This window comes from Pelosinus sp. sgz500959 (assembly GCF_042610375.1).
Lineage (GTDB): Bacteria > Bacillota > Negativicutes > DSM-13327 > DSM-13327 > CTSoil-075.
Genome location: NZ_JBGJZL010000007.1, coordinates 232,484 through 256,328, shown reverse-complemented (window position 1 = coordinate 256,328; position 23,845 = coordinate 232,484). Strand labels below are relative to the sequence as shown.

General features: G+C 37.6%; 23 protein-coding genes. 2 read left to right on the top strand and 21 right to left on the bottom strand.

The window, feature by feature from the left end:
* Positions 1 to 514: 514 nt before the first annotated feature.
* From lysS to ACAN52_RS13170, 11 genes are all read right to left on the bottom strand, one after another.
* Positions 515 to 2,008, bottom strand: a complete 1,494-nt coding sequence (gene lysS, locus ACAN52_RS13220) for a lysine--tRNA ligase (RefSeq protein ID WP_378955363.1) — start codon at positions 2,006 to 2,008, stop codon at positions 515 to 517.
* A 92-nt stretch (positions 2,009 to 2,100) separates the two neighbouring features.
* Positions 2,101 to 2,586 carry a transcription elongation factor GreA gene (gene greA, locus ACAN52_RS13215; RefSeq protein ID WP_378955362.1) on the bottom strand — a complete coding sequence of 162 codons (486 nt, stop codon included), beginning with the start codon at positions 2,584 to 2,586 and terminating at the stop codon, positions 2,101 to 2,103.
* Positions 2,587 to 2,846: 260 nt separating this feature from the next.
* On the bottom strand, positions 2,847 to 3,941 hold the full coding sequence (locus tag ACAN52_RS13210; RefSeq protein ID WP_378955361.1) for a saccharopine dehydrogenase NADP-binding domain-containing protein: 1,095 nt from the start codon (positions 3,939 to 3,941) through the stop codon (positions 2,847 to 2,849).
* A gap of 18 nt (positions 3,942 to 3,959) precedes the next feature.
* Entirely contained in the window at positions 3,960 to 4,862 is a 903-nt protein-coding gene (locus ACAN52_RS13205) for a quinate 5-dehydrogenase (RefSeq protein ID WP_378955359.1), read from the bottom strand.
* A 1-nt stretch (position 4,863) separates the two neighbouring features.
* Positions 4,864 to 5,397: a helix-turn-helix domain-containing protein gene (locus ACAN52_RS13200; protein ID WP_378955358.1), complete on the bottom strand. Its 534-nt coding sequence runs from the start codon at positions 5,395 to 5,397 to the stop codon at positions 4,864 to 4,866.
* A 329-nt stretch (positions 5,398 to 5,726) separates the two neighbouring features.
* Positions 5,727 to 6,680: a tRNA dihydrouridine synthase DusB gene (gene dusB, locus ACAN52_RS13195; protein ID WP_378955357.1), complete on the bottom strand. Its 954-nt coding sequence runs from the start codon at positions 6,678 to 6,680 to the stop codon at positions 5,727 to 5,729.
* A 117-nt stretch (positions 6,681 to 6,797) separates the two neighbouring features.
* Positions 6,798 to 7,562 carry a type III pantothenate kinase gene (locus ACAN52_RS13190; protein ID WP_378955356.1) on the bottom strand — a complete coding sequence of 255 codons (765 nt, stop codon included), beginning with the start codon at positions 7,560 to 7,562 and terminating at the stop codon, positions 6,798 to 6,800.
* A 111-nt stretch (positions 7,563 to 7,673) separates the two neighbouring features.
* Entirely contained in the window at positions 7,674 to 8,651 is a 978-nt protein-coding gene (locus ACAN52_RS13185; RefSeq protein ID WP_378955355.1) for a biotin--[acetyl-CoA-carboxylase] ligase, read from the bottom strand.
* Positions 8,652 to 8,761: 110 nt separating this feature from the next.
* A complete protein-coding gene (locus tag ACAN52_RS13180) occupies positions 8,762 to 9,949 on the bottom strand; it encodes a PLP-dependent aminotransferase family protein (protein WP_378955354.1) in 1,188 nt (395 codons plus the stop codon).
* A 115-nt stretch (positions 9,950 to 10,064) separates the two neighbouring features.
* The gene (locus tag ACAN52_RS13175) at positions 10,065 to 10,388 is read right to left on the bottom strand and encodes an AzlD domain-containing protein (protein ID WP_378955352.1); all 324 of its coding nucleotides are present in this window, start codon (positions 10,386 to 10,388) and stop codon (positions 10,065 to 10,067) included.
* A complete protein-coding gene (locus ACAN52_RS13170; RefSeq protein ID WP_378955351.1) occupies positions 10,378 to 11,103 on the bottom strand; it encodes an AzlC family ABC transporter permease in 726 nt (241 codons plus the stop codon). The genes ACAN52_RS13175 and ACAN52_RS13170 overlap by 11 nt, the downstream gene beginning before the upstream one ends.
* A 118-nt stretch (positions 11,104 to 11,221) precedes the next feature.
* Between ACAN52_RS13170 and ACAN52_RS13165 the strand changes: the two genes are divergently transcribed.
* Positions 11,222 to 12,745, top strand: coding sequence for a PLP-dependent aminotransferase family protein (locus ACAN52_RS13165; protein WP_378955350.1), 1,524 nt, complete (start codon positions 11,222 to 11,224; stop codon positions 12,743 to 12,745).
* 131 nt (positions 12,746 to 12,876) lie between these two features.
* On the opposite strand, the gene ACAN52_RS13160 is transcribed toward ACAN52_RS13165, so the two are convergent.
* The 10 genes from ACAN52_RS13160 to ACAN52_RS13115 form a co-directional block, all read right to left on the bottom strand.
* Positions 12,877 to 13,872: an asparaginase gene (locus ACAN52_RS13160; protein WP_378955348.1), complete on the bottom strand. Its 996-nt coding sequence runs from the start codon at positions 13,870 to 13,872 to the stop codon at positions 12,877 to 12,879.
* A gap of 104 nt (positions 13,873 to 13,976) precedes the next feature.
* Positions 13,977 to 15,872, bottom strand: coding sequence for an ATP-dependent zinc metalloprotease FtsH (gene ftsH, locus ACAN52_RS13155; protein WP_378955347.1), 1,896 nt, complete (start codon positions 15,870 to 15,872; stop codon positions 13,977 to 13,979).
* 152 nt (positions 15,873 to 16,024) lie between these two features.
* Positions 16,025 to 16,564, bottom strand: a complete 540-nt coding sequence (hpt, locus tag ACAN52_RS13150; RefSeq protein WP_378955345.1) for a hypoxanthine phosphoribosyltransferase — start codon at positions 16,562 to 16,564, stop codon at positions 16,025 to 16,027.
* Positions 16,565 to 16,634: 70 nt separating this feature from the next.
* Positions 16,635 to 18,020, bottom strand: coding sequence for a tRNA lysidine(34) synthetase TilS (gene tilS, locus ACAN52_RS13145; RefSeq protein ID WP_378955344.1), 1,386 nt, complete (start codon positions 18,018 to 18,020; stop codon positions 16,635 to 16,637).
* A gap of 273 nt (positions 18,021 to 18,293) precedes the next feature.
* Positions 18,294 to 20,738: a stage II sporulation protein E gene (gene spoIIE, locus ACAN52_RS13140; protein ID WP_378955343.1), complete on the bottom strand. Its 2,445-nt coding sequence runs from the start codon at positions 20,736 to 20,738 to the stop codon at positions 18,294 to 18,296.
* A gap of 276 nt (positions 20,739 to 21,014) precedes the next feature.
* Positions 21,015 to 21,449: a S1 domain-containing RNA-binding protein gene (locus ACAN52_RS13135; RefSeq protein WP_378955341.1), complete on the bottom strand. Its 435-nt coding sequence runs from the start codon at positions 21,447 to 21,449 to the stop codon at positions 21,015 to 21,017.
* Positions 21,450 to 21,538: 89 nt separating this feature from the next.
* A complete protein-coding gene (locus tag ACAN52_RS13130) occupies positions 21,539 to 21,826 on the bottom strand; it encodes a septum formation initiator family protein (RefSeq protein WP_378955340.1) in 288 nt (95 codons plus the stop codon).
* Between the two features lie 143 nt (positions 21,827 to 21,969).
* Positions 21,970 to 22,437, bottom strand: coding sequence for a spore cortex biosynthesis protein YabQ (gene yabQ, locus ACAN52_RS13125; protein ID WP_378955339.1), 468 nt, complete (start codon positions 22,435 to 22,437; stop codon positions 21,970 to 21,972).
* A 4-nt stretch (positions 22,438 to 22,441) separates the two neighbouring features.
* Positions 22,442 to 23,179 carry a lytic transglycosylase domain-containing protein gene (locus tag ACAN52_RS13120; RefSeq protein WP_378955338.1) on the bottom strand — a complete coding sequence of 246 codons (738 nt, stop codon included), beginning with the start codon at positions 23,177 to 23,179 and terminating at the stop codon, positions 22,442 to 22,444.
* A 21-nt stretch (positions 23,180 to 23,200) separates the two neighbouring features.
* Positions 23,201 to 23,482, bottom strand: coding sequence for a YabP/YqfC family sporulation protein (locus ACAN52_RS13115; RefSeq protein ID WP_378955337.1), 282 nt, complete (start codon positions 23,480 to 23,482; stop codon positions 23,201 to 23,203).
* 118 nt (positions 23,483 to 23,600) lie between these two features.
* Here ACAN52_RS13115 and ACAN52_RS13110 point away from each other — a divergent pair, with 118 nt between their 5' ends.
* A complete protein-coding gene (locus ACAN52_RS13110; RefSeq protein WP_378955335.1) occupies positions 23,601 to 23,843 on the top strand; it encodes a hypothetical protein in 243 nt (80 codons plus the stop codon).
* Positions 23,844 to 23,845 lie beyond the last annotated feature (2 nt).

The window sequence follows — 23,845 nt, the reverse complement described above, 5'->3', positions numbered from 1 at the left end:
GCTCTTTAAAAAACTTACTTGTGTCAGTATCACTTGCGTGACCCGACATGTGTGTACTCAAAACGAGTACGGCACATCTGGCTTATTTTAACTTTACTTACATTGTTTAGTTTTCAAAGAACACCTGGTCGCTTTCGACCACCAACATTTATATATACTATCATAGTTGATCGTACATGTCAATGTTTTATTTTTTAAGAATTTTTCTTGCTCAAGCACTTCTCTAGTGCGAATATTATGATACCATAACAAAATCTTCTTGTCAACAATAAAACTTCTTATTTTCCCAAAAATCCTAAACCACTTTTTTAAATAAGACTATTATCTCTATGTGCATACTCTTAAAAGAGTCTATCAAATAAAATACTATGGCATGAATACACTAACGACGCGGAGCAACAATACTCGTAAAAAGCAGACGATTCCTTTCTATACAAGAACCTTATATTGTTTCATTGCTCAAAAAAAAGACAAGCGAGTTCTCAGCTCGCCTGCCTTCTTTAGCTACATAGTATTATTCTTTATGTCTCATATGAGGGAAAAGAAGAACATCTCTGATCGAATAGCTATCTGTGAGGAACATGACTAAACGATCAATACCTATTCCAAGTCCACCTGTTGGTGGCAAACCATATTCTAAAGCATTAATATAATCATGATCCATCATATGAGCTTCTATATCACCAGATTCTCTCTGTTCAACTTGAGAATTAAAACGCCCTTCTTGATCAATAGGGTCATTTAATTCAGAAAATCCATTCGCAAGTTCTCGTCCAAAAACGAAAACTTCAAAACGATCCGTTATTTCTGGATTTTCCTTATTACGTTTTGCCAAAGGAGAAATTTCTGTAGGATGACCAATAATAAAAGTTGGTTGAATCAAATGCTCTTCAACTTTATCTTCAAATATATTATTGAGAATTCCACCAATACCATGTTTACTTTCATACTTAACCCCTAAACGATCCGCAATTTCACGCGCCTCTTCAACGGTTTTAACTTTATCAAAATCAACATCTGTATATTTTTTAACAGCTTCTGGCATAGTGATCCGATTCCAAGGTGGTGCAAAGTTGATTTCTTGCCCTTGATAAACAACTTGAGTTGTACCAAGAACCTCTAAGGCTATACCTGATACTACATCTTCAGTTAAGCGCATAAGATCCTGATAATCTGCATAGGCCTGGTATAATTCCACGATAGTAAATTCAGGATTATGACGAATAGAGATTCCTTCATTTCTGAATACACGTCCAACTTCATATACACGTTCAAAGCCACCAACAATCAATCTTTTAAGATAAAGTTCGGGAGCAATTCTCATATATAAATTCATATCTAATGCATTATGATGGGTTGTAAAAGGACGAGCAGCTGCACCACCTGCAATTGGATGCATCATTGGCGTCTCTACTTCCAAATAATCACGCTCATCTAAAATACGTCGTAATGATTTAATAATTTTACTACGTGTTACAAAAGTATTCTTAACTTCAGGGTTTACAATTAAATCAAGATAACGTTGGCGATAGCGAGTTTCTACATCTTTTAATCCATGCCATTTTTCTGGCAGAGGTCTAAGAGATTTTGCTAAAATTTCAAAAGTGCTTATTTTCACACTAATTTCACCACGTTGAGTTCTAAAAACAGTTCCCTCAATACCGATCATATCACCAATATCAAGTAGTTTAAAGTTCTCATATTCACTTTCTCCAACAGCATCTTGACGAAAATAAACTTGCACACGACCAGACATATCCATCAAATTAACAAAACTCGTTTTACCATGACCACGTATTGCCATGATTCTTCCGGCTAACTGCACAGACTGACCTTCGAGTTTTTCAAAATCGGAAATGATATCACTAGCATGATGAGTTACATTATATTTACGAGCAAATGGCTCAATTCCTTTAGTCTCCATTGCTACCATTTTTTCACGCCGCACACGCATAAGTTCATTTAAATCTTCATTTTTTTGATTCTCTTGCGTATTCACTTCTGTCATATCTATTTCTCTCCTAACTTCTCCCTTTTTTTGGAATGTAATTTAAAACTCCATGTATATACTTTCGTTTTTTATAAAAACAATAATTGCAATTAATTTTTTACTCTACGTATTTCTAATACTTCATATTTCAGAATACCAGCTGGGACGTTCACTTCAACAACACTGCCTACTTTTTGACCTAAAATTGCTTGACCAACAGGTGATTCATTGGAAATTTTAAGTTCAGCCGGATCAGCTTCTGCCGAACCAACGATCGCATACTCCAACTCATCTCCAAATTCTAGATCTTTCAAAACGACAATAGCGCCAATTGATACAACATCAGTTCCAACTTCATCTTCGTCAATCAATTTACTGTTTCTTAGCATTTTTTCTAAGGTTATAATTTCTCCCTCAATAAAGGCTTGTTCATTTTTCGCATCTTCGTACTCAGAGTTTTCGCTAATATCACCAAATTCAATTGCTTGTTTAATTCTTTCAGCGACTTCCCGACGACGTACTGATTTTAGATGATCAAATTTCTGCTCTATCTTTTTCAATCCCTCAGCAGTGAGGATAAATTGTTTTTCAGCCATTCGTTTCCAATCTCCTTTAATTTTCATTCTTAATTTTTTACACTATTGTATTCTGCAGTAATCTTCTTTGACACAATGATACCATCACTTCAAAATGTCTGGTTATAAAATAATCACGCTATAATAAATATACTCAATATATGCCTATAAGGGAATATAAATAGTGTCAAGTGAAAAACTTGACACTTTCATCAGCAGGTTAAAAGCCCACTTATTATGCAATTAATTATAGGTACAAAAGTACACTTTGTCAATATTTTCTAACTTATTCCCCTCCTTTGTTCTTCATGCTTTGTAGTAACATTCGCTTTAATAATGGCAATTTCCTCTGCGGTAATGGCCCTCTCAAAACTACGAAACCCAGCTAACTTAAAACCATGTTTTACTGCCAATTTTTCAATGGTCTCCACCTGTTTGACAGTTAAGTCACGGCCTAGTGTAAAGTTTTCATATCTTTGTTCTAAAGATAAGATCATGGTTTCAGCCATACAAGCATAGGCTGTTCCATCAGGAAAACCGAAATTAAGACCGAAATTAACATGACCTGGTACTTCAACCACGCCACCTTCAATCACTAATATATCATTACGCATTTCAGCCACACGCCGAGAAACATTGCGAGGTCTTGCCACATCACATACAATCGCTCCTGATTTTAAATCTTCAGGTTCAATAATGCTATCGACTGCGCTGGTCACAGCAATAACAATATCAGCAGATTTCAATGCAGATTTAGTATTAGCAGTTATTTTCACAGCTAACCCAGTTTTTCGCAAAATTTGCTCAGCAAGTTTTTCCATTTTTTCTTCATTACGTGCTGCCAGCGTTAAGTACCGAACTTCTCTTGCTAAAATTTGTGCACAGGCTGCGCCAATAGAACCTGTTGCACCTAACACTAACACATTAGCACGTTGTAAATCAATACCCATTATTTTTGCTGCTTGTCTTGTACCTTCAAGAGCTGTAGCAACAGTATAACTGTTCCCTGTGGTTACTGCAATATTCAAATTTTTGGCAATGGTAATACCAGCATCTCCTACAATTGAAGTAAATGCACCGAGTCCTAGAATTTTTGCACCCAATTTTTCTGCAACTTTACCTGCTTTGATAATTTTTTGTACTACATATTGTTCAGGCATCTCAATCATTTGCCGCGATGTTAGAGGGCAGGTAACAAACCATCCTTCTCCCTCTGCTAGACTTGACTGTATTCCTGTGATATGCGAAGTCTTAAATGGGGGAATATATTTGAGAACCCCTTCAACCAAGCCATCAGGCCAATTTTTAGTAAATGGAAACTTCCGGCTAACATCTCTAGCAATGAGCGGATGTAAAACGAAGGCAAATTTTTCCACACAAATGCTCCCCTTTCACTAAGACAGCCGCTTAATACGCGGCATAATATTTATTTGATCTAAAATATGTCCATAATCAACCACGGTTAGTTCTTCTGGCCTCTTACCTGATAAAGCTACGAGTACACCCTCTAAGACGTTAGTACCAAAGGAACGTCCACCAATTTCTGGTGTAGTCGTAATCAATGTAGCCACACCTCGGTCTTGTAGTAGCTTTTCATCTTTTTGCGTCACAGTATTCGTTATAATTAATTTTCCATCCAATCGTTCTGGCATATATCTGCGAATAAAATGGAAATCACCAGCAATAATCTCTGCTTCTTTAAAATATTGACTGAAACGTGGCGTCGTTTTCACTTGATTATCACCTGTCGGATAAAATAAACTAACAGGTAACTTGGTGATAATAGGTGCAATCACCCGAGCGAGCATTGCTAAATAATTCAGACTCGAAATAGGAATTGGCAAACCCAAACCAAATAACAAATCACCAAATACAGTTTTACTACCTGCTGCTACCAACTCTTCTGCCAAACCAAATCGATCAACTGCACAAACGACCAACACAGGTTTATTTTTAAAGGTTATTCCACCTTCTCGGGCTAAGTACTGAACAACGCGTCGTTCTAAGGTATTTTTAATACCACTGCCATCAACAATCGGTGTTTTTTGAGCAGCAGCGGCAATTTCTGCTGATTCTGAAAAGGTATAGCGTTTATTGCCCGCATATACATATAAATCAGTCCCGCCCATACCAAAAGCATCAACTGTACCATCAAGTTGCTTAATTAATTGTATCGCTTTTTTTTTATCACCATCAGTACCAATCCGTTCAATTAAAAAATCCTGACCACCAAAATTAGCAACTGCTTGATGGTCACGCCTTGATGATCCTAAACTCACACTAACAACACGTTTCATATTATGCCCCCTGCGATCCATACAATTGTCGTACAATGTCTCTTATGATTGCTGGGTCAACATATTTATCCTCAGCAATCGGTGATGCACCAATTTGTATGCCAATAACATCCTTATCTAAAAGTGTTTCAATCAATTTTATCCGCATATTTGACCCCAGTAGGATGACAATATCATAATTACGTAATGTAGAAATAATTTCCATAATAGCATTAAAAAAATCAACGCCAGTTTTTTTCTGTACAAAATCCCAACGTTCTTGTTCTGACATAAGCAGGGAATAATCAACGCCTTCCTGTTTTGCCATGATTCTTAGTTCTTCACAATTTTTAATTGGAAAGCCGACCAAAGCCACGCGTCCACCTTTACGAACCTCTCCCACGGTTTCAAGTTTAGAAATTACTGTCCGATCAATACCAACTCGATTCGCGACTTCTTGTTGCGATAATCCTTGGCTACGCATATCCAACATTTCATCGATAATTTGATGAATCTTTTGTCGGTTGATGATTTTTTCACCAATCCGTAATAACATGAGTCATCCTCTCCCACACCTAATACCTATAAAGACTTACCATTCCTAGGATTCGTCATAAACATATATCACACAAAAAAAATACATTTAATCTAACATAGTATATGTGCACATTCCTGTGCACATACATATTTTAGCACTTTTTTTTCATTTTTACAAATTTCATGATCACAATGATTCACTACTCGATTTTCAAGTTGTCTAATGATCTCATGACCAAATCATTTTAAGATCTCCATCTTATACGATTGACCAAAAAACAGTAAACCTTTAGATAAGGCACACCAAGATTCAGTTGGTATTAAAACACCAACTGAATCAAATCTTCTTTATCTAAATTCATCTAATGCAGCAATGAAATCCTCTTTACAGACAGCCTGGTTAAATTTCAGACGCAACTCTGAAGAATGATGTAGTCCTTTGGTATACCAGGCGCCATGACGACGCATTTCCCTAATCCCTAAATGTTCTCCCTTGTATTCGACTAGCATATCTAAATGTCTAAGCATGACTGCCAATCGTTCCGAAGCCGTTGGTGGTTCTATCATTTCACCAGTTTCTAGATAATGAGTCACTTGACGAAAAATCCAAGGATTCCCCTGAGCCCCTCGTCCAATCATCAGACCATCGCACCCTGTTTCAACTAACATTTTCTCAGCATCATAAGGAGTGCGAATATCCCCATTACCAATAACAGGTATGCCCACACTTTCCTTGACTTGACGTATAATAGTCCAATCTGCATCTCCAGAATAAAATTGTTCCCGCGTACGACCATGTACAGCGATGGCAGAAATACCAGCTTTTTCTGCAAGTTTCGCCATTTCTACAGCATTAATAGATGTCAGATTCCAACCCTTGCGAATTTTCACAGTCACTGGAACCTTCACTGCTTCAACGACACTCACCATAATACGATAGGCTAGTTCAGGCTGGCACATCAAGGCTGCGCCACTACCATTTTTTATAATTTTAGGAGTTGGACACCCCATGTTGATATCAATAATATTAGTGCCTGCAGCCTCAACAAATTGAGCGGCCTTAGCCATACTTGCAGGGTCTGAGCCAAAAATCTGCATAGATACTGGTCGCTCTCGTTCATCAATCGCCAGCATATCCATCGTATGATTATTTTTATATAGTAAGCCTTTATCACTAACCATTTCCGAATATACTAGGCCGCAGCCCATTTCTTTAGCCAGTAACCGAAAAGGCAGATCAGTTACACCAGCCATTGGTGCTAGAATAACCGGGTTTACTAAATTTATATGACCAATCTGCATACATGATCTTCCTCACTAAAAATCTTATTTTCAATTAGAAATTGGTACTTAGCGCTTGCCACTCGGTCGTAAACCAAGCATCAATCAAACACTAAGTACCAATCTCAATAAATACAATTATACATTAAGTTGGTAAATCAGTTGTAATCCTTCTAATGTCAAAAAGTGCTCTACTGCATTAATCGTACTTGACTCCATAGCAATCAGATTCGCTAATCCACCTGTCGCTACAACAAAAGCATCCTGTCCTAATTCTTCTTTCATACGGCTTACAATTCCATCAACTTGTCCAACAAATCCATAAATAATACCAGATTGCATACTTGTAACAGTATTACGGCATATGACATTTTTAGGTTTTACCAGTTCAATTCGCGGTAACTTAGCAGCACGTTGAAACAAAGCCTCAGTGGAAATGCCAATACCAGGCGCAATGGCTCCACCTAAGTAATCACCATTTTCAGCAATCGCACAAAAAGTTGTAGCTGTACCAAAATCTACAATAATAAGTGGCCCACTATACTTATTATGTGCAGCAACTGCATTAACAATACGGTCAGCTCCTACTTCTCGCGGATTTTCATATTTTATAAAAATCCCAGTCTTGATACCAGGCCCCACTACCAAAGGTTCTACACTAAAATACCGTTGGCACATTTTAACCAAAGGTACAACAAGAGGTGGTACTACTGAAGAAATAATAACCGCCTCAATATCTTTAATACTAAGCCCACCATAAGTAAAAAGATTGTTAATGAGCATTCCATACTCATCGCCTGTTTTTTGCCTATCTGTTGATATTCGCCAATGTTGTAACAATTCCTTGCCTTCATAAGCCCCTAGTACCATATTGGTATTTCCTATATCAAACACTAACAGCATAAAATTTAGCCTCCAGTTACATTATTATGTAAAAATAGTCCTTAAAAACCCATACCTCACAGTATATAAATTGTTAGCCTTCCTGTCAACATAGGAAAAAGATATATTCAATCATATTTGTGGTCGGATTGATACATCCCCCGCCAAAACTCGTTCTAAACATTCAGTAGTTTGCACCAACAATGCACCATCTTGATCAATATCAACGGCTAATCCACCAAAATCCCTGCCACTACCTATTACATTTACATTTTTGCCCAAAGTAACACTGAGTTGACGCCATTCATCTAACATTTCTGTAAATCCTTGCTGAATTACTTTGTGGTATGCTTCTTCTAATTCAACAAGTACTGCGTCTAATAAGGATAGTCTAGAAATTTCTCGTCCAGTTATCATAGCTAAAGAAGTAGCAATCTCCTTCAATTCTTCCGGGAATTCTTCTTCCTCAATGTTCACATTAATCCCCATACCAATGACGATGTGATTAATAGCATCGATCTCTGCGCTCATTTCAGTCAAAATACCCACCAGTTTTTTCCCTTGATATAAAATATCATTAGGCCACTTTATGCCGCATTCTACTTGAGTCACTTTCCGAATTGCCTTTGTTACTGCAACTGCAGCGAGCAGAGTACATTTAGGAGCATCATAAGGATTAAAAGGTGGTCGCAATACAATCGATAGCCAAATACCTTTACTTGAAGGAGAAAACCATCCCCGCGATAGTCGTCCTCGCCCCTTATTCTGAGCTTCAGACAGCACAATCGTTCCTTCAGCACAACCTAGGTTTGCTTGCTTCTTGGCTTCCGTATTTGTAGATTCGACATCAGAAAAATAAAATATTTCTTTTTGACCCAATATATTAGAACTTAAAGTTTCTCGAATTTCATAAGGCAACAAAAGATCCGGCCGATTCTGTAATCGATAACCTCGACGTGGGTGAGCTTCAATCTCATAGCCTGCTTGTTTAAGAGTTTGCATATGTTTCCAAATCGCAGTCCGTGAAACTTCTAATTGTCGACTGATCTCCTCACCAGATAAATATTCATCAGGACACTTTCGTAATATTTCTAAAATTTTTGTCCGCATCAGTATTCCCCCTAGGATCATTGTTAACTCCATAATAATAGTACAGTTGACTTGTTGTCAACCTAGCTTAAGAAAAGACCTAGCTTTCGCTAAGTCTCTATTGAAAAATTTTATGCTTTAATTCTATTATATTCTTTAATAACTTTTGCTAAGCGTTTGATCCCTTCAACAATTCTTTCTTCTGGCATATTAGAATAATTTAATCGCAGTGTATTTTCCACACCGCCGTTAGGAAAAAATGAATCTCCTGGTACAAAAGCAACCTTATGTTCTAAACAAGTCAACAACAAGGCCTCAGCTTTAATATGAGAAGGTAGTTCCACCCATAGAAATAAACCGCCTTGAGGATACGTATAGTTAACTTCCGGGGGAAATTCCTTTTTCATGGTCTCAATCATAATATCTCTTCGCTGCTTATATACACTTTTTATTTTTTCGATATTCGCATCCAAATCATATAGCTCAATAAACTTAGAAATCTCTTGCTGACTGATAGAGGAAGTATGCAGATCAGTACCTTGCTTAATTAACGTGTACTTTTCTAAAAACTTTTTATCGGCCGCAATCCACCCTACTCTCAAGCCAGGACAAAAAATCTTGGAAAAAGTGCTAAAAAAGATAACCAACCCTTTCGAGTCAAGACTCTTTAATGCTGGCAACCGTTCTCCTTCAAATCTCAATTCACCATAAGGATTATCTTCAATTACTGGTATTTCATAGCGATTTATCAATTCCATAAACTGTTGTCGTCGCTTTAGAGACCAGGTTCGACCTGTGGGGTTTTGAAAATCAGGAATGACATAGATAAGCTTTACTTTCGATGTCTTCGTTATGATTTTTTCCAATTCTGAGATAATCATACCATCATCATCAGTAGGTACTTCGATAAATTTTGGCCCATATGCTTTAAAAGCACTGATCGCTGCTAGATAAGTTGGACTTTCGCATAGAATGACATCACCTTCATCAATAAACAACTTCCCAGATAAATCAAGCCCTTGTTGGGAGCCGCTGATGATTTGTATATTTTCATACGTAAGATCGATATTAAGTTTATCTTTCATTCGATCAGCAATTTGTTTTCTAAGAGGCAAAAAACCTTCCGTCATGGAATACTGCAACGCCTCAGATCCTGAGTCATTCAGCACCGCCATAGCGACACGTTTCATTTCTTCAATAGGAAATAATTCAGGAGCTGGCAATCCTCCAGCAAAGGAAATAATTTCTGGATTCACTGTTATTTTTAATATTTCACGTATTGCAGATACTTTAAGAGATTCCATCCGTTTGGCAAACATAATAAAATTCCCCCTCATGATTTGATTTCTTCGAAATAAAATAGATAGTAAATACTAAATTTGCTGATTATGAAAAAAATTCCTGCCATTCCTATTATTTCTTTTCGTCTTTTTCCTATACTCCAAACCACCGCATAGACAACATGACCATTAAACCAACCCCCATGGTCACTAAAACACTTCTATATCGATAAGCAACCAAAATCGCTACCACGCCCGCCAACAAATAATGATTTTGTGTAGACACATCTAGATAACCCTTGGGCAAGAGTAATGTTGGAATAATCAATGCTGTCAAAATTCCTGTCGGAACATGTTTCATCCAGCGTTCAAACCAAACTGGTACTCCTGTTTGCCTAAACAAAATTGCTGAAGCAAACCGAGTAAAAAAAGTAACAACTGCCATACCTATAATAATAAAAAATATTTCACTGCGCATAGGTTGACCTCTCTTCCATTATACCGCCTACAAGAATCGCTGCTAGACAAGTAACAATAATATACCATTTACCTGGTAAATATAGAGCACAGATAACAGAGACTACAGCCGCTACCCCACATACGACTAAAGCAGTAGAGTTAACCAGACGAGGTATTAACATAGCTAAAAAAATAGCAGGCATGGCAAAATCCAATCCCCAAGCTAAAGGATCAGAAATATAATCACTTAGCACTACCCCCATTGCCGTTGATACTATCCAAAAACTATAAAATGCTACATTAGCACCCATCTGATAATTCACGTTATAACCTTTTTTTTGAATTCGATCAATTACAATTGCATATGTTTCATCAACTAGCCCAAAACTTAACAAGGCTTGCAGAAAAATTGGCAACCGAATCATATATGGCGCCAAAGAAGCCCCCATTAAAAGATGCCTCAAATTGATTAACAAAGTTGTAAATACAATAAGTCCCCACCCACTCACTCCAGCACCTAGCATCGTAATGGCAATAAACTGAGCTGCTCCGGCAAATACGAACATCGACATAAGAAGAGTTTCTCCACTCGTAAGTCCAGCGGCAAGGGCCATGATTCCACAAGTAATACCAAATGGTATCACTCCAATTATAAGAGGGAGACTATCACGTACCCCTATCCAAAATTCCGACTTCCCAGGGTTACAATAAAAATCCTTTTGTATTTCTTCCATTTTTCACGCCTCTCCCTTCTTTGATATTTTTATTATTTTATCAAGCAGGAAAAACATTGTAAATATCCAATTACTTATTTATATATCAAAATTGGATATTAAGGAGATTTTATTAAAAATGGATATATCCAAACATTTTTTACAAAGCCAATTGGATCATAAATCATCCAAATCACTTTATCTACAAATACAAGAATTGATTACGGCGAAAATCATGAATCATAGTTTACCTCCCGGTACTAAACTACCTCCAGAAAGAGAATTAGCATCCCTGTTTTCTGTCAGTCGTACAACAGCGATTAATACCTATCGCCAATTAGAACAGCAAGGACTAATCCAAACTAAAGTTGGTAGCGGCACCTATGTAGCTGATCACTCCCCTAATGCGCTAAACACATCATTACCCATGCCATGGCACCAACTATTCTCTCCTTATCCCCAAAGTCCTGTATCGTCAATCTTACGAGAATTGGTATCTACTCCTACTTCTGAATACAATATCTCACTAGCCGCCGGTATGCCCGATCCAAAGTTTTACCCTTTTGATGTTTTTTCCAATCTGTTTCAGAAAAATAGTAGTAGCATTGATCTTAATGATTTAGGGCATATCTCCACTGAAGGTTACGCTCCACTACGACAAACAATAGCAGCCTTGCATTGTAATAAAACGACTATGCCAACAACGCCTGACAACGTATCAATCCTTTCAGGATCACAACAGGGACTTTATCTCCTCAGCAAAATATTTCTACAACCAGGTGACTGCGTCGTAGTGCAATCTCCTACTTACATCGGCGCCGTCCAAGTCTTTCACAATGCTGGAGTACGCATCCTTACCCTACCTGCTAATTCATCTTTCCCTTTCTCCCTTTTAGAAGATTACCTCATCCGCTACCGTCCAAAATTATTTTACATCGTTCCCACTTTTCAAAACCCTAACGGACGAGTTCTCCCCCTTAGCGAACGTCAAGAATTACTTCGCCTCGCCGCTCGCCATCAATTAATCATTGTAGAGGACGATCCCTATAGTGAGCTCTATTATAACGAACCTCCTCCCCCCTCCCTCAAAGCACTTGATAACCACGATGGCGTAATTTATCTAGGAACTTTCTCTAAAACGCTCTTCCCAGGACTGCGTATTGGTTGGATGGTAGCAGCAACCCCAGTCATCAATCGAATCGCTCTCGAAAAACAATATGTAGACTTACATTCCAGTAATCTATCCCAATGGCTCTTACACTTATTCTTGCAAGAAGAAGCTCTACAAACTCATCTTGTCAATGTGCGCAAAGAATACAAAAAACGCCGCGATGCTATGGCAAATAGCATCAGGCGTCATTGTGGAGCAAACCTGGATTTCTCTTTACCAAGTGGAGGATTTTATTTGTGGTGCAAACTCCAAACAGAAGTCACATCTCCTGTCCTACTTCATGAGGCAACAAAAAACGGAGTCTCTTTTGTCCCAGGAGAAGCATTTTACACAGATCAATCAAATTTAAAAGAGCTACGGCTGTGTTTTGCAACCCACTCAGAGGATAAACTTGAAGAAGGCATTAAACGTCTTGCTAAGACACTCTCTTCTTTTGATCAACAACATCCTGGCCCAATCAAAAGTAATTTCGCTACACGACCAATGATATAAGAAAAGACTTGGTTTGTGCCAAGTCCGCAGACGCAGGCAGAAGCCTTAGTCGTTCTTACTTGGAATCAAGAAAGTGTTATACTTGCTGATTCCGCAAGAAAAGACTTGGCTATTGCCAAGTCTTTTCTTTGTCATATCGTCGATTCTACAGTGCCAATCACATCACCACGATGATTTTTTAAGGTATGTGAGAATTGTTCTAGGAGGGCTTGATGTTCACTTGTAGATATTAAGTCAAGTTTTTTTAATATGGCAATACCAGCAGGAGCAACAGCTCGATAACTACCATCATCTATTTTGAAAGTTATACCAATACCATCTGGCACAGAACCTAAACAATAAATTGCTTCTGTTCCGATTTTAGCTAAAATACGTCCTTTAGTGATCTCCATAAGCACAGTATCAAATCGTTTACTGCCTGCAACAACCTGAGGATAGGCAAGCATAGAGTCGCGGATCACACGAACATAATTCTCTCGCGCACCCCAATTCCCTTCCTCGGGTTTGACTAAGCGAGCATAAGCCCAAGCCATATTGTAGATAGGCAAGTAAAACACCGGTACACCACAACCATCGATCCCTGTATCAATGTCATTTTTCGGTAAATTAGCACTGTCAGCAACAGCTTGATACATCAGTTGTTGGACAGGATGTTCAAGTTCCGTATATCCCTCAATGGCAACTTTCAGCATTTGAGCCAATGCCAACATACCACTATGCTTACCTGAACAAGCATTGTGCACTACTTGATATGGTTGTTTTTGTATCGTTAGCTCTTTAGCGACTTTGCTGTTCATTGGCTTCGCAGCACCACATGCTAAAGCATCAATTGTTAAGTCCACTTTTCCTAAAATACGATGTGCCAATTCAACATGTTGCGCTTCACCACTATGGGAAGATACCATAAAGGCAACTTCTTCATTTGATAAACCAAAAAGTTCGATACCACCTCGTTCAATAAGTGGTAGTACTTGAAATGGTTTAGCCGCTGATCGCCAAAACATCGATCGGCTCCCATCGCCAAACTCCCAAATATTTTTCCCTTTTGCATCAACTACTGCAATATCAGCACGATGCTGGCTTTCCACCTTGCCACCTCTAGTATAGTGTAATAATACTTCACTCATCCAACGTGCACCTCCAATTTATATCTATATTATATATGATAAGCTAAATTCAACCAAGACTTGTAAAAAATATAAAAGAGCAGGTTATACCTGCCCTTTCAATATTAAGAATGTGAACTGTATACTATTTTGGGTCCAGATTGATCTCCTTCACTAGGAGCCTCACTTTTAGTCAAAATAATATCTCCATCCTTGGTTTTATCTAAAATTTTACCATGAGCCAATAATTCTTCGAGTTCTCCACCTTCGAGAGTCTCTCGTTCAATCAAAGCTGCAGCAATCAAATGAAGCTTATCAATATTTTCAACAAGCATCTCTTCGGTTTTTACATAAGCACCATCAACTAATCGACGTACCTCTTTATCGATGGCCGATGCTACTTCTTCACCGTAATTGCGATCACGAGAAATATCTCTACCTAAAAACACTTGTTGTTCTTGACGATGACCAAAAGTAACTGGTCCTAAATTCTCACTCATACCATATTCAGTAATCATCTTGCGCGCAAGCCCAGTCACACGCTCCAAATCATTCTGAGCACCTGTACTGATTTCTTTCAGAACTACAGCTTCAGCCACACGACCGCCGAGAAGCACCCTTAATTGTTCCAGTAATTCTGTGCGTGTCGCATAATAACGATCCTCTTTCGGCAGCATTAAGGTATAACCACCAGCGCGTCCTCGAGGAATAATGGACACTTTATGAACTGGATCAGTGTTATCAAGAAGCATTCCAACCAAAGCATGACCAGCTTCATGATAAGCAGTGAGTTTTTTCTCATTATCACTAATAACCTTACTTTTGCGTTCTGGCCCTGCAACAACACGTTCAACCGATTCTTCCATTTCTGGCATATCGATACGTTTTTTATTCCTTCTTGCTGTGAGCAGTGCCGCTTCATTGACTAAATTACTCAAATCAGCTCCTGTGAATCCCGGTGTACGACGTGCTAACACCTCAAGACTAACATCTTTGGCAACAGGTTTACCTTTTGTATGAACTTTTAGAATTTCCAAACGTCCTTTAACATCAGGTTTGTCAACAACAATCTGCCGATCGAAACGACCTGGACGGAGCAATGCTGGATCAAGAATATCAGGACGATTTGTCGCGGCAATAATAATAATCCCTTCATTAACGCCAAAACCATCCATTTCTACAAGCAATTGATTTAATGTTTGCTCACGTTCATCATGACCACCACCGAGACCTGCCCCCCGCTGACGTCCTACCGCATCAATTTCATCAATAAACACAATACAAGGAGCACTTTTTTTGGCTTGTTCAAATAAGTCTCGCACTCTTGAAGCTCCAACACCGACAAACATTTCTACAAAATCAGAACCACTGATACTAAAAAACGGTACTCCCGATTCACCAGCTACAGCTCGAGCCAAAAGAGTTTTACCTGTGCCCGGAGGGCCAAACAATAAAACGCCTTTGGGAATACGCGCTCCCACATCATTAAATTTCTTAGGACTTTTAAGAAATTCTACAACTTCTTCTAATTCCTGTTTGGACTCTTCAGCCCCTGCCATATCGGCAAAGGTGACTTTAATTTTATCATCAGTATGTAATTTGGCACGGCTTTTACCAAAAGACATCACTTTATTACCGCCGCCTTGAGTCTGTTGCATAATAAAAAACCATACTCCGATTAAGAGTAACATAGGTAAAATCGAAGAGAAAATCGTTGTCCACCATGGTGGTTGCGGTGGTTGCTCAGCCTTGATATCTACATTTTTTTCCCTGAGCGTATTAATAAGCGTAGGATCATTGGGTGTAATTGTAGTAAACTCTGTACCATCGATCAACTTACCACGAATACTATTATCGACTACAGTTACTCCTTGAACTTTTTGCTCCTCAATTTGATGTAAAAACTGAGTATAGCTTATTTCTTGCTTATTCGTCGTGCGCGAGGAATAATAGTCAATTATTGATATCGCAATAATGATAATCAACAAATAAAAACTTACATTTCGAAAAAATTTATTCAAAGTAACCCTCCTCTCACTGAAGATCAAACAGCTATAATTCCCATCAAAAAAAGTTAATTTTCTAATATGGGCAGAATAATAACCATTAGTCTCCATAGAAAAATATTATATCATCAAACCTATAAATTAACAATAAAACTTAACCACGAAAATCACCCTTGATAAACCTGCGGTTTCAAAATACCAATGAACGGTAAATTACGATATTTTTCAGCATAATCAAGACCATAACCAACTACAAAATAATCAGGAACATCAAAACCATTATAATCAATATTCACCTGGACTTTACGGCGTTCAGGCTTATTGAGTAATGTACATAATTTAATGCTCGCAGGTTTGCGAGACTTCAGATTATCAAGTAAGTAATTAAGAGTCAAACCAGAATCAATAATATCTTCAACAACTAAAACATGCTTACCTGCGACATCTTCGTCAAGATCTTTTAAGATACGTACCACTCCACTAGAACTCGTACCTGAACCATAACTGGAAACCGCCATAAAATCAATTGCTACTGGCACTTTAATGGCTCTAGCTAAATCAGCCATAAATAAAACAGCTCCGCGTAAAACCCCAATCATTAAAATTTCTTTCCCAGCATAATCCTCGGTAATCTCAGCCCCAATTTCTTCAATACGTTTCGCCAACTCTTCGGCACTTAGTAAAACACTTTCTACATCATTAAGCATGTCGTTCCCCCTGTTTTATTATATATATTACGCAATAAAAAAATTCAAATTTCTATATTTTAATGATTTTTTATTGCATTTCTATCATTTTTATAATCAAGAATTTTTTCGTCTCAGCACTCACTCTACCAACTTCAGCTTGACGATATCCACCTACCCAGATAATACCATGACCATCGCAGATAATTGGAACGTTATCTCGAAGCTGTCGTGGTATTTTTTCATCAATAAAAAATTCTTTTAGTTTCTTGCTGCCATGAAAGCCAAAAGGTTGAAATTGATCACCAGCTCGACGTCGACGTACAAACAAGGTCGGTGATAATTTGTCCCAATCAAACACTGCCACATTAGGTTTTGAGATGCTATCTTCTTTCTCTGTCACTTCAGTTCGAATTTCAATTCCTAATTCTTGAATAAAAGTCACCCCAGGTACTGGCAATGTTTGCCCTTGATAATCAGCTTTATCGGTCTGGGTGAAACCATTCACCCCTAGATATAATCCTTCATAACTTTTACATGCCACCAATTCTCCTGGCAGTTGGACAGTACTGCCCACTCGCCCGGCCGAAAGCATCTGTAATAAAGTTTCCACATGATGAAAACTTATTCCTGTTAAATTTCCACGTTTTTTTTCAATTGCCATGCGAAAAATTTCTCGCCTAACAGCAATATGTATATTTTTCATTTTTTTGCCATCAATAAATAGGTTTTCTTCCTGATTTGTTACGATTTGATCCCATATGTTACGCGCTGTCATTTGGATAAAATCATGTTCATCTCCAACAAGAGTTGCCGTACGGCATAATGCATCTTTAATAGCAATATTATACTGTTTTTCTAATTCTGGTAAAAGATTAATCCGAATACGATTACGTAAATAATTCATTTTAAGATTGGAACTATCAAATCGTGGTTCTAACTTTTCTTGCTGACAATAGTCAGAAATATCGGCGCGGCTAACAGAGAGTAAAGGCCGGATGAGATCACCATTTATAGGTTGTATCCCTCGAATTCCTGTACTTCCTGCACCTCTTAGAATATTGATGAGCACTGTCTCAGCCTGATCATCACGATGATGTCCAGTAGCAATTTTAGCTCCTCCTACCTTCTTCGCAATTTGACGCAAATATTGATAGCGGACAACCCTCGCAGCATCTGATCCAGATAACCCTGTTTCTTTTATGACCTTTGGTACATCAATCGCCGTATGATAACATGGAATCTGATGAGCCTTACAAAAATCAACAACAAAGATTGCCTCCTTAGCTGATTCAAGACCACGAAACATATGATCCACATGAGCAGCAAATATATCAATATTATATTCTAAACGAAATTCATTAAATATATGTAGCAAAGCTAAGGAATCTGGGCCACCAGAACAAGCAACTACGATCTTATCACCTTCGCTAAGCATCTTATACTTAGTAATCCATGCTCTCACTTTTGTTAACATTTTGCCAACTACTCTCTCTTATAATTGTTCATCAGAAAAATGACGATAGAGTCACAAACATTCTTTATTGTTTGAAATAATTAATCCAATGATCCTAGTATAATACATAATCAACCAGATCGCTACTCTTAGAAAAGGATATCCAGCCATTAACGATAGTTTTTTTAATACTCTTTTCGTTTTTATTCTCCTGAAACCAACAAATTCCCTGCAATCAATTGTTTAAAAGATAAAAAGTAATAGAGTCTGCCTGTAAACAAACTCTATCACCTTTTAATTTTTCTCATGAGATTGCTCACTTATTTTTACAACTAGTACTGTCATATCATCGCAAACTCGATTACCTGACATCATTTTTGCGCGCGCTAAGATTTGATTTGCCATGATTTGAGGATTACTTTGAACTGATTGTCGCAAAAAATTAGCTAACCAATTCCCCTTATCCAGTTGACTTTGCGGAACATCAACAATCCCATCACTAACCATGACAATAAAATCGCCACCAACGACAATCGATTGTGTTGGCTGAATTTCAATCTGTTCTAAAATGCCAACAGGCAAAGATGATGACCTAATTGTTGATACTTCTCTAACACGTTTTATAAAGCTAGGCGCTGAGCCAATCTTTAAAAACTCAGCATTACCTGAATAGGTATCGATAACGGTAATATCAATTGTCGCAAATGATTCCTCTGGTGAATGAAGCAATAGCATTGCATTGACAGTTTTAACAGCCACATCAGTATCAAAACCAGCAACCAATAATTTTCGCAGAAAGCCAATTGCCATCGTACTCTGAGTTGCAGCCTGATGACCACTTCCCATGCCATCACTTAGTATAAATGCCATTTTCCCTCTATTGAGCTCAATCACAGCATAGTTATCACCACAAATCTCCTGTCCATCTTTTGCAACAGTAGCTATACCAGTGCTTACATGAAAGCGTCTAGCTACCTGCATCGTCAATTTGCATTTTTGTTTATTATATTCATTACCACACTCTGTATGTAATGTCATCTTTTCTTTCATCAAACCAGCTGCTAAAGGCAAAATGGTATTCATACATTCACGATTCCCAGTACAGGGTTTCTTGCACGCTTCAATTAGACCTCGCTTTTGTATATCTCTCACTCTGACTGCCGTAAGCTGACAACCAAGAATATTCGCCTTTTCTTGGAAAGCCACCGATAGTTTTTGATCTGAGTCTTCTACTTTTTCAAGTTCATAGGATAAATTTTTTACAATCTCACTTGCAGCCTTCATTTGCTCAGCAACCATTTGCTTATTATCGATTATTTTCTTGTGCCAAAAAGTTAGCATCCGATTACGCTCTGATACAAGTTTAGCAGTCTCTAATAATTCTTTATGTTTAATACAATTTTCTTGAAATACCTTAGGCAGATTCCCATTTTCAAAATTATGTACCTCAATTTGACCTACTATCTCAAGTATTCCATTATATGTTCTATAAAAATCTTTCTCCCAACACTGGGAGCGTTTTACACAATCCACGCAAATTTGTTCACCAATGGCTGATAAAGTTTTAGCTAACTGGTCATCATGGATTTCCATCTTTTCATCAGTGACCCTAGTGCCAAATTCACTGGCAAGATCATTGAAAATTTCTCCAATATGATTCATTTTGATTATAATTTCATTCACTTGAGTACTATAGCTTACAATTTCTTCAGTTTGTTGAGCACGATACCGCCAGTTTACTAACCAGCAATTAGGTATTAGGAAAAACAAACCTCCTGCGATCATACACTCACTAAAAATCCTTACAAGATCAGACCCTTGTCCAAAATATAATGTCGCAATTGCACTACCTAAAATAAAACCTACAATCACAACTAACTTACCTAAACCACGGAATACACCAGACAAAACTCCAGCTAACCCATACAAAGATATGGCAAAAGTCGTATTACCATCACTGAGTCCCACAACCAATCCAACAATAACACCAACCATTGCACTAAACCCTGATCCACCAACGAAAGCAACTGCCATAACAAGTAAACTGCCTGTTATATTACGTATACTATACTCCAAAATAGAAACATTACCCAAGCCGGCTACTCCTGCAGCAAGTAGTATGATTATACAACTTAAACGCTCATTCAGTAGAGTGTGACTAGAAAGCTGTTTCCGACGATTTTCCACCACGGGTATGCCATACATAAAAATATACGATAGCACCACACATGTAGCTGCCTCAAACAGCATCAACAAGGTACCATATAATGTGAATTCATTAATAACACTCATTACGAGACCAGCACATAAAATTGCAAAAAACATAAACAAAGGTATCATCACGTTTCTCTTCTTCATACGTAGGAGCTTGTCTGCATATAAAAAATATAAACCAATAGCGATGATATAAATACCAATTTCCGAATAAGATCCACTTGATATCACCCCAACTATAGCCCATACTCCTACCCAATAAGCTCGTCTCTCATTAATTTGTACCACAGCAGTAAAAAAAGCCAGTCCTCCAGGTGCACATTCCCCCATAATCAAGACTCGTCCTAATAAAAAGGCAAGGATACTCATAAGGATATCATCCCTACTCATCAACTGCCTCAACATACTAGTCACTTTGTAAAAAATTATTTTAATTGATAACCTATTATTTTTTTGTTTTCGAACGATCTCTTGCTGAACTTCTAACATCTTCGCAGGTAATGTAATAACGCTCACTTTAGGCATAATGATTCACCTCTATTCATATAATACCGGACCATGATCAATACACTCTATGGAATATTTGCAAAAGGTAACGTTATCATTTTACATATATTAGCAATATCTTTTTGTCTAACTAAGATCATTTTGAAAAATAAAATTATGACATTTTATAAAATTAACCAACAAAAAAAGCATTCCTTAACGGAATGCTCAAAAGATCGATCATAATAAATTATATAATTTTGAAGCTACAAATAATAATGACTTGGCATAAGCCAAGTCATTAAAAATCCACTATTAACCTGGTGAACGAGCAGCACCACGACCACCACGTTTTGATTCAGTATTACGTTTTAAATCACCAAGACGTTCATCACTGTCTTTTAAAAACTTAGTCAACTTATCTTCAAAGGACGGTGCGTTGACTTTGCCATAACGTCGATTATCGTTGATCGGTGCTCTCCTAGGAATCGGACTAGGAACAGGACTTGGACTAGGCGGCTGAAGTTGTTTTATCGACAACCCGATTTTCCCGCGCTCATCAATTGATAAAACTTTGACTTTTACATTATCTTGCTCTTTAAGAAAATCCTTCACATCTCGAACATACACATCAGCAACTTCCGAGATATGAATTAGACCTACCTTGCCTCCAGGCAGTTCTACAAATGCTCCGAAATTTGTGATCCCTGTCACAACGCCCTCAACCACACTGCCAACTTCAATGGACATACTAATCAAACTTCCCCCTTAAAAAACTACGTTTTTCAACCATATTATACCCTTGACACTGAAAAGGTGTCAAGGAAAGACGCCACAAATTATTTTTTATCGGCCATAATATAAGGAATTTCACCAGGTTTTACCAAACCTAATTCTTCACGAGCTATTTTTTCTACATACCGGCGATCATTTAAGGCATTGCGTTCTTCCTTCAATGCAACATTAAGTTGCTGAATTTGAGTAAGTTGCGCATGAACGGAGTCAGCTTCATTACTAATTGCATTCAGCTGAGTCTGTTGGCCAATACATACATAAATAAAATAAGCACTTAAAATAAATGTGATGATTCGAAACCACTTTACTCGATACTTCCGAAGAATTTGCATTAACCCCACCACCATAACTCTATATTAAATATAAAAGATTTCTCTATTTAAATTTTTATTCGCCAATCATACACCAATTCCTCTTTTTAGAAAAAAATACTTGAGCGTTTATTCTCTAAAATACCCTTATATCAATAATAAGGTTATATTTTTTCATCAGGAGGTTTAAACCAGTGCGCATGACACCAATGTTCAATTTTTTTGTAAGTAAATATAAAAGGCCAAACTGCTATTCTTATAAAATACAGACCTGGCCTTATCAAAACACCAATAACAATTTTTTTCATTAACTGCAGTATTTTTATAAGAAACTCAATTCCCCATAGAAGCAAGCGGATAACATATAAACTGAGCCAATGATAATATAGTCCTAAACCACTCAGTACACCCATAAATACATAAAATCTAAGTTCACCCCAATTACTAAGTACTAAAGAAATAAACATAACAGCAGTGGCGACTAGCCAATACAATAAATCCGTAAACCAAGTCATAAATACTCTTGGCTCAAACGTACGGCGTAACACTCGATAACAATCAAATAATCCTCCCAGCAGTATACCCGTCAGTATTGTCATTACAAAAGTTAGTACTTGACTGTTAATTTCCATTGCCTCACCTCCAGTACCATGACGATCGAAGTTTTACCAATCGCCATACTACCCATACCATGACTAACACTGTAATGACGAAACACCAACCAATCCATCGATGTGCCATTTCCCAGGTTTTTATGATTAAAAAGCTTGAATAAGGTGTTTTTTCATTTCTGATTTCATAATAATTTTGAGCTACCGTTTCTGTATATTTGATGGTTTCGGCATAGGGTGGTACACCGCCATAATAGTCTACAGCCCCTGGACCAGCATTATAGGCAGCTAAGGCAAAAATCATATTCCCTTGGTATTTCTCTAGCAGCCCAGCAAGATAATGCGTCCCAATTTGAATATTAAGATCTGCATTATAATAACATTCATGACTACATTCACCCTGATGTCTCGAAATACAAACTTTGATGTCCTTATTCACCTGCCGCCAAGTATCAGGCATAATCTGCATCAATCCATAAGCCCCGGCCGCTGATAGTGCGCGGGGCTGAAAAGAACTTTCCGCTTGAATGACACTCACAATGACCTGGGGATTTATACCCGCCTGATGAGCATAACGATTGATACTCTCGGCATAGGGGACTTTTTTATCAACGTCATGGTGAATATGACTATTTTCATTAAATCGATCCCATAGTACGGTGCGATAGCCATGAGGTACATATCCAGTGACTCCATAGGCAACTAATTCGACTACTGACAAAATCAGTATAGCATACCAAACTATCAGCAACCGTTTTCCCAAAACAGCACCCCTTTCAGGTGGTTATTTTAAGAATCTCTCTAACAAACCTTTTTTAGCATGAACAACATCATCATAACTAATACTTTTGACCAAACCGTCAACAATGACATTACTTTTATCTAAATTTAATTGTTTAATATTAAGTCCTTCACCTTTGACAATTAACATCCCTTGCTCAGTTTCCATTACTATTTCTTTTTCATCATAACTTCCTAGACTCAGTACACCATCAATCGTCATTTCCTCACGATCAAATAAAGTTACTTGATGCCGCCATGCTGGTGTTTTATCATCAATTGCCATAACCATTCCTCCTCATATTTACTATTCAATGTATGTATATGTCTCGTGGTAGGAAAATAGTACAATTGCAATAATGTGGGTATACTCAAAAGAAAGACCTATTATAAAGGAGTATTTCATGATCATTGATCAAATTTTTCTGTACTCTCTTTGGCAAAAAATTTCTTTTCAGATTGTGCATAAAACCACAATATGGGTTTTATTGGTGTTTTTAATCACAGCGGGAGCAACCTGGAAGTTAGCGGCTATCTTAGATAAACACAATGCCCGTGAACGCGAGGCCAATATGGCTCGGAAAACCGCCTTAGGCTATACGATAGTCTTTGTAATATTGTGGTTGTTCAGTTTTATTATGTCTTAACA

Coding starts and splice junctions, on each gene's coding strand:
- lysS (WP_378955363.1), bottom strand. CDS start 2,008: ATGACAGAAGTGAATACGCAAGAGAATCAAAAAAATGAAGATTTAAAT.
- ACAN52_RS13190 (WP_378955356.1), bottom strand. CDS start 7,562: ATGCTGTTAGTGTTTGATATAGGAAATACCAATATGGTACTAGGGGCT.
- ACAN52_RS13180 (WP_378955354.1), bottom strand. CDS start 9,949: ATGTTTGCCAAACGGATGGAATCTCTTAAAGTATCTGCAATACGTGAA.
- ACAN52_RS13160 (WP_378955348.1), bottom strand. CDS start 13,872: ATGAGTGAAGTATTATTACACTATACTAGAGGTGGCAAGGTGGAAAGC.
- ACAN52_RS13130 (WP_378955340.1), bottom strand. CDS start 21,826: ATGCAAATTCTTCGGAAGTATCGAGTAAAGTGGTTTCGAATCATCACA.
- ACAN52_RS13115 (WP_378955337.1), bottom strand. CDS start 23,482: ATGGCAATTGATGATAAAACACCAGCATGGCGGCATCAAGTAACTTTA.
- ACAN52_RS13165 (WP_378955350.1), top strand. CDS start 11,222: ATGGATATATCCAAACATTTTTTACAAAGCCAATTGGATCATAAATCA.
- ACAN52_RS13110 (WP_378955335.1), top strand. CDS start 23,601: ATGATCATTGATCAAATTTTTCTGTACTCTCTTTGGCAAAAAATTTCT.
- ACAN52_RS13200 (WP_378955358.1), bottom strand. CDS start 5,397: ATGTTATTACGGATTGGTGAAAAAATCATCAACCGACAAAAGATTCAT.
- dusB (WP_378955357.1), bottom strand. CDS start 6,680: ATGCAGATTGGTCATATAAATTTAGTAAACCCGGTTATTCTAGCACCA.
- ACAN52_RS13135 (WP_378955341.1), bottom strand. CDS start 21,449: ATGTCCATTGAAGTTGGCAGTGTGGTTGAGGGCGTTGTGACAGGGATC.
- ACAN52_RS13185 (WP_378955355.1), bottom strand. CDS start 8,651: ATGCGGACAAAAATTTTAGAAATATTACGAAAGTGTCCTGATGAATAT.
- greA (WP_378955362.1), bottom strand. CDS start 2,586: ATGGCTGAAAAACAATTTATCCTCACTGCTGAGGGATTGAAAAAGATA.
- yabQ (WP_378955339.1), bottom strand. CDS start 22,437: ATGGAAATTAACAGTCAAGTACTAACTTTTGTAATGACAATACTGACG.
- ACAN52_RS13205 (WP_378955359.1), bottom strand. CDS start 4,862: ATGAAACGTGTTGTTAGTGTGAGTTTAGGATCATCAAGGCGTGACCAT.
- tilS (WP_378955344.1), bottom strand. CDS start 18,020: ATGTTAACAAAAGTGAGAGCATGGATTACTAAGTATAAGATGCTTAGC.
- spoIIE (WP_378955343.1), bottom strand. CDS start 20,738: ATGCCTAAAGTGAGCGTTATTACATTACCTGCGAAGATGTTAGAAGTT.
- ACAN52_RS13170 (WP_378955351.1), bottom strand. CDS start 11,103: ATGGAAGAAATACAAAAGGATTTTTATTGTAACCCTGGGAAGTCGGAA.
- ACAN52_RS13175 (WP_378955352.1), bottom strand. CDS start 10,388: ATGCGCAGTGAAATATTTTTTATTATTATAGGTATGGCAGTTGTTACT.
- hpt (WP_378955345.1), bottom strand. CDS start 16,564: ATGCTTAATGATGTAGAAAGTGTTTTACTAAGTGCCGAAGAGTTGGCG.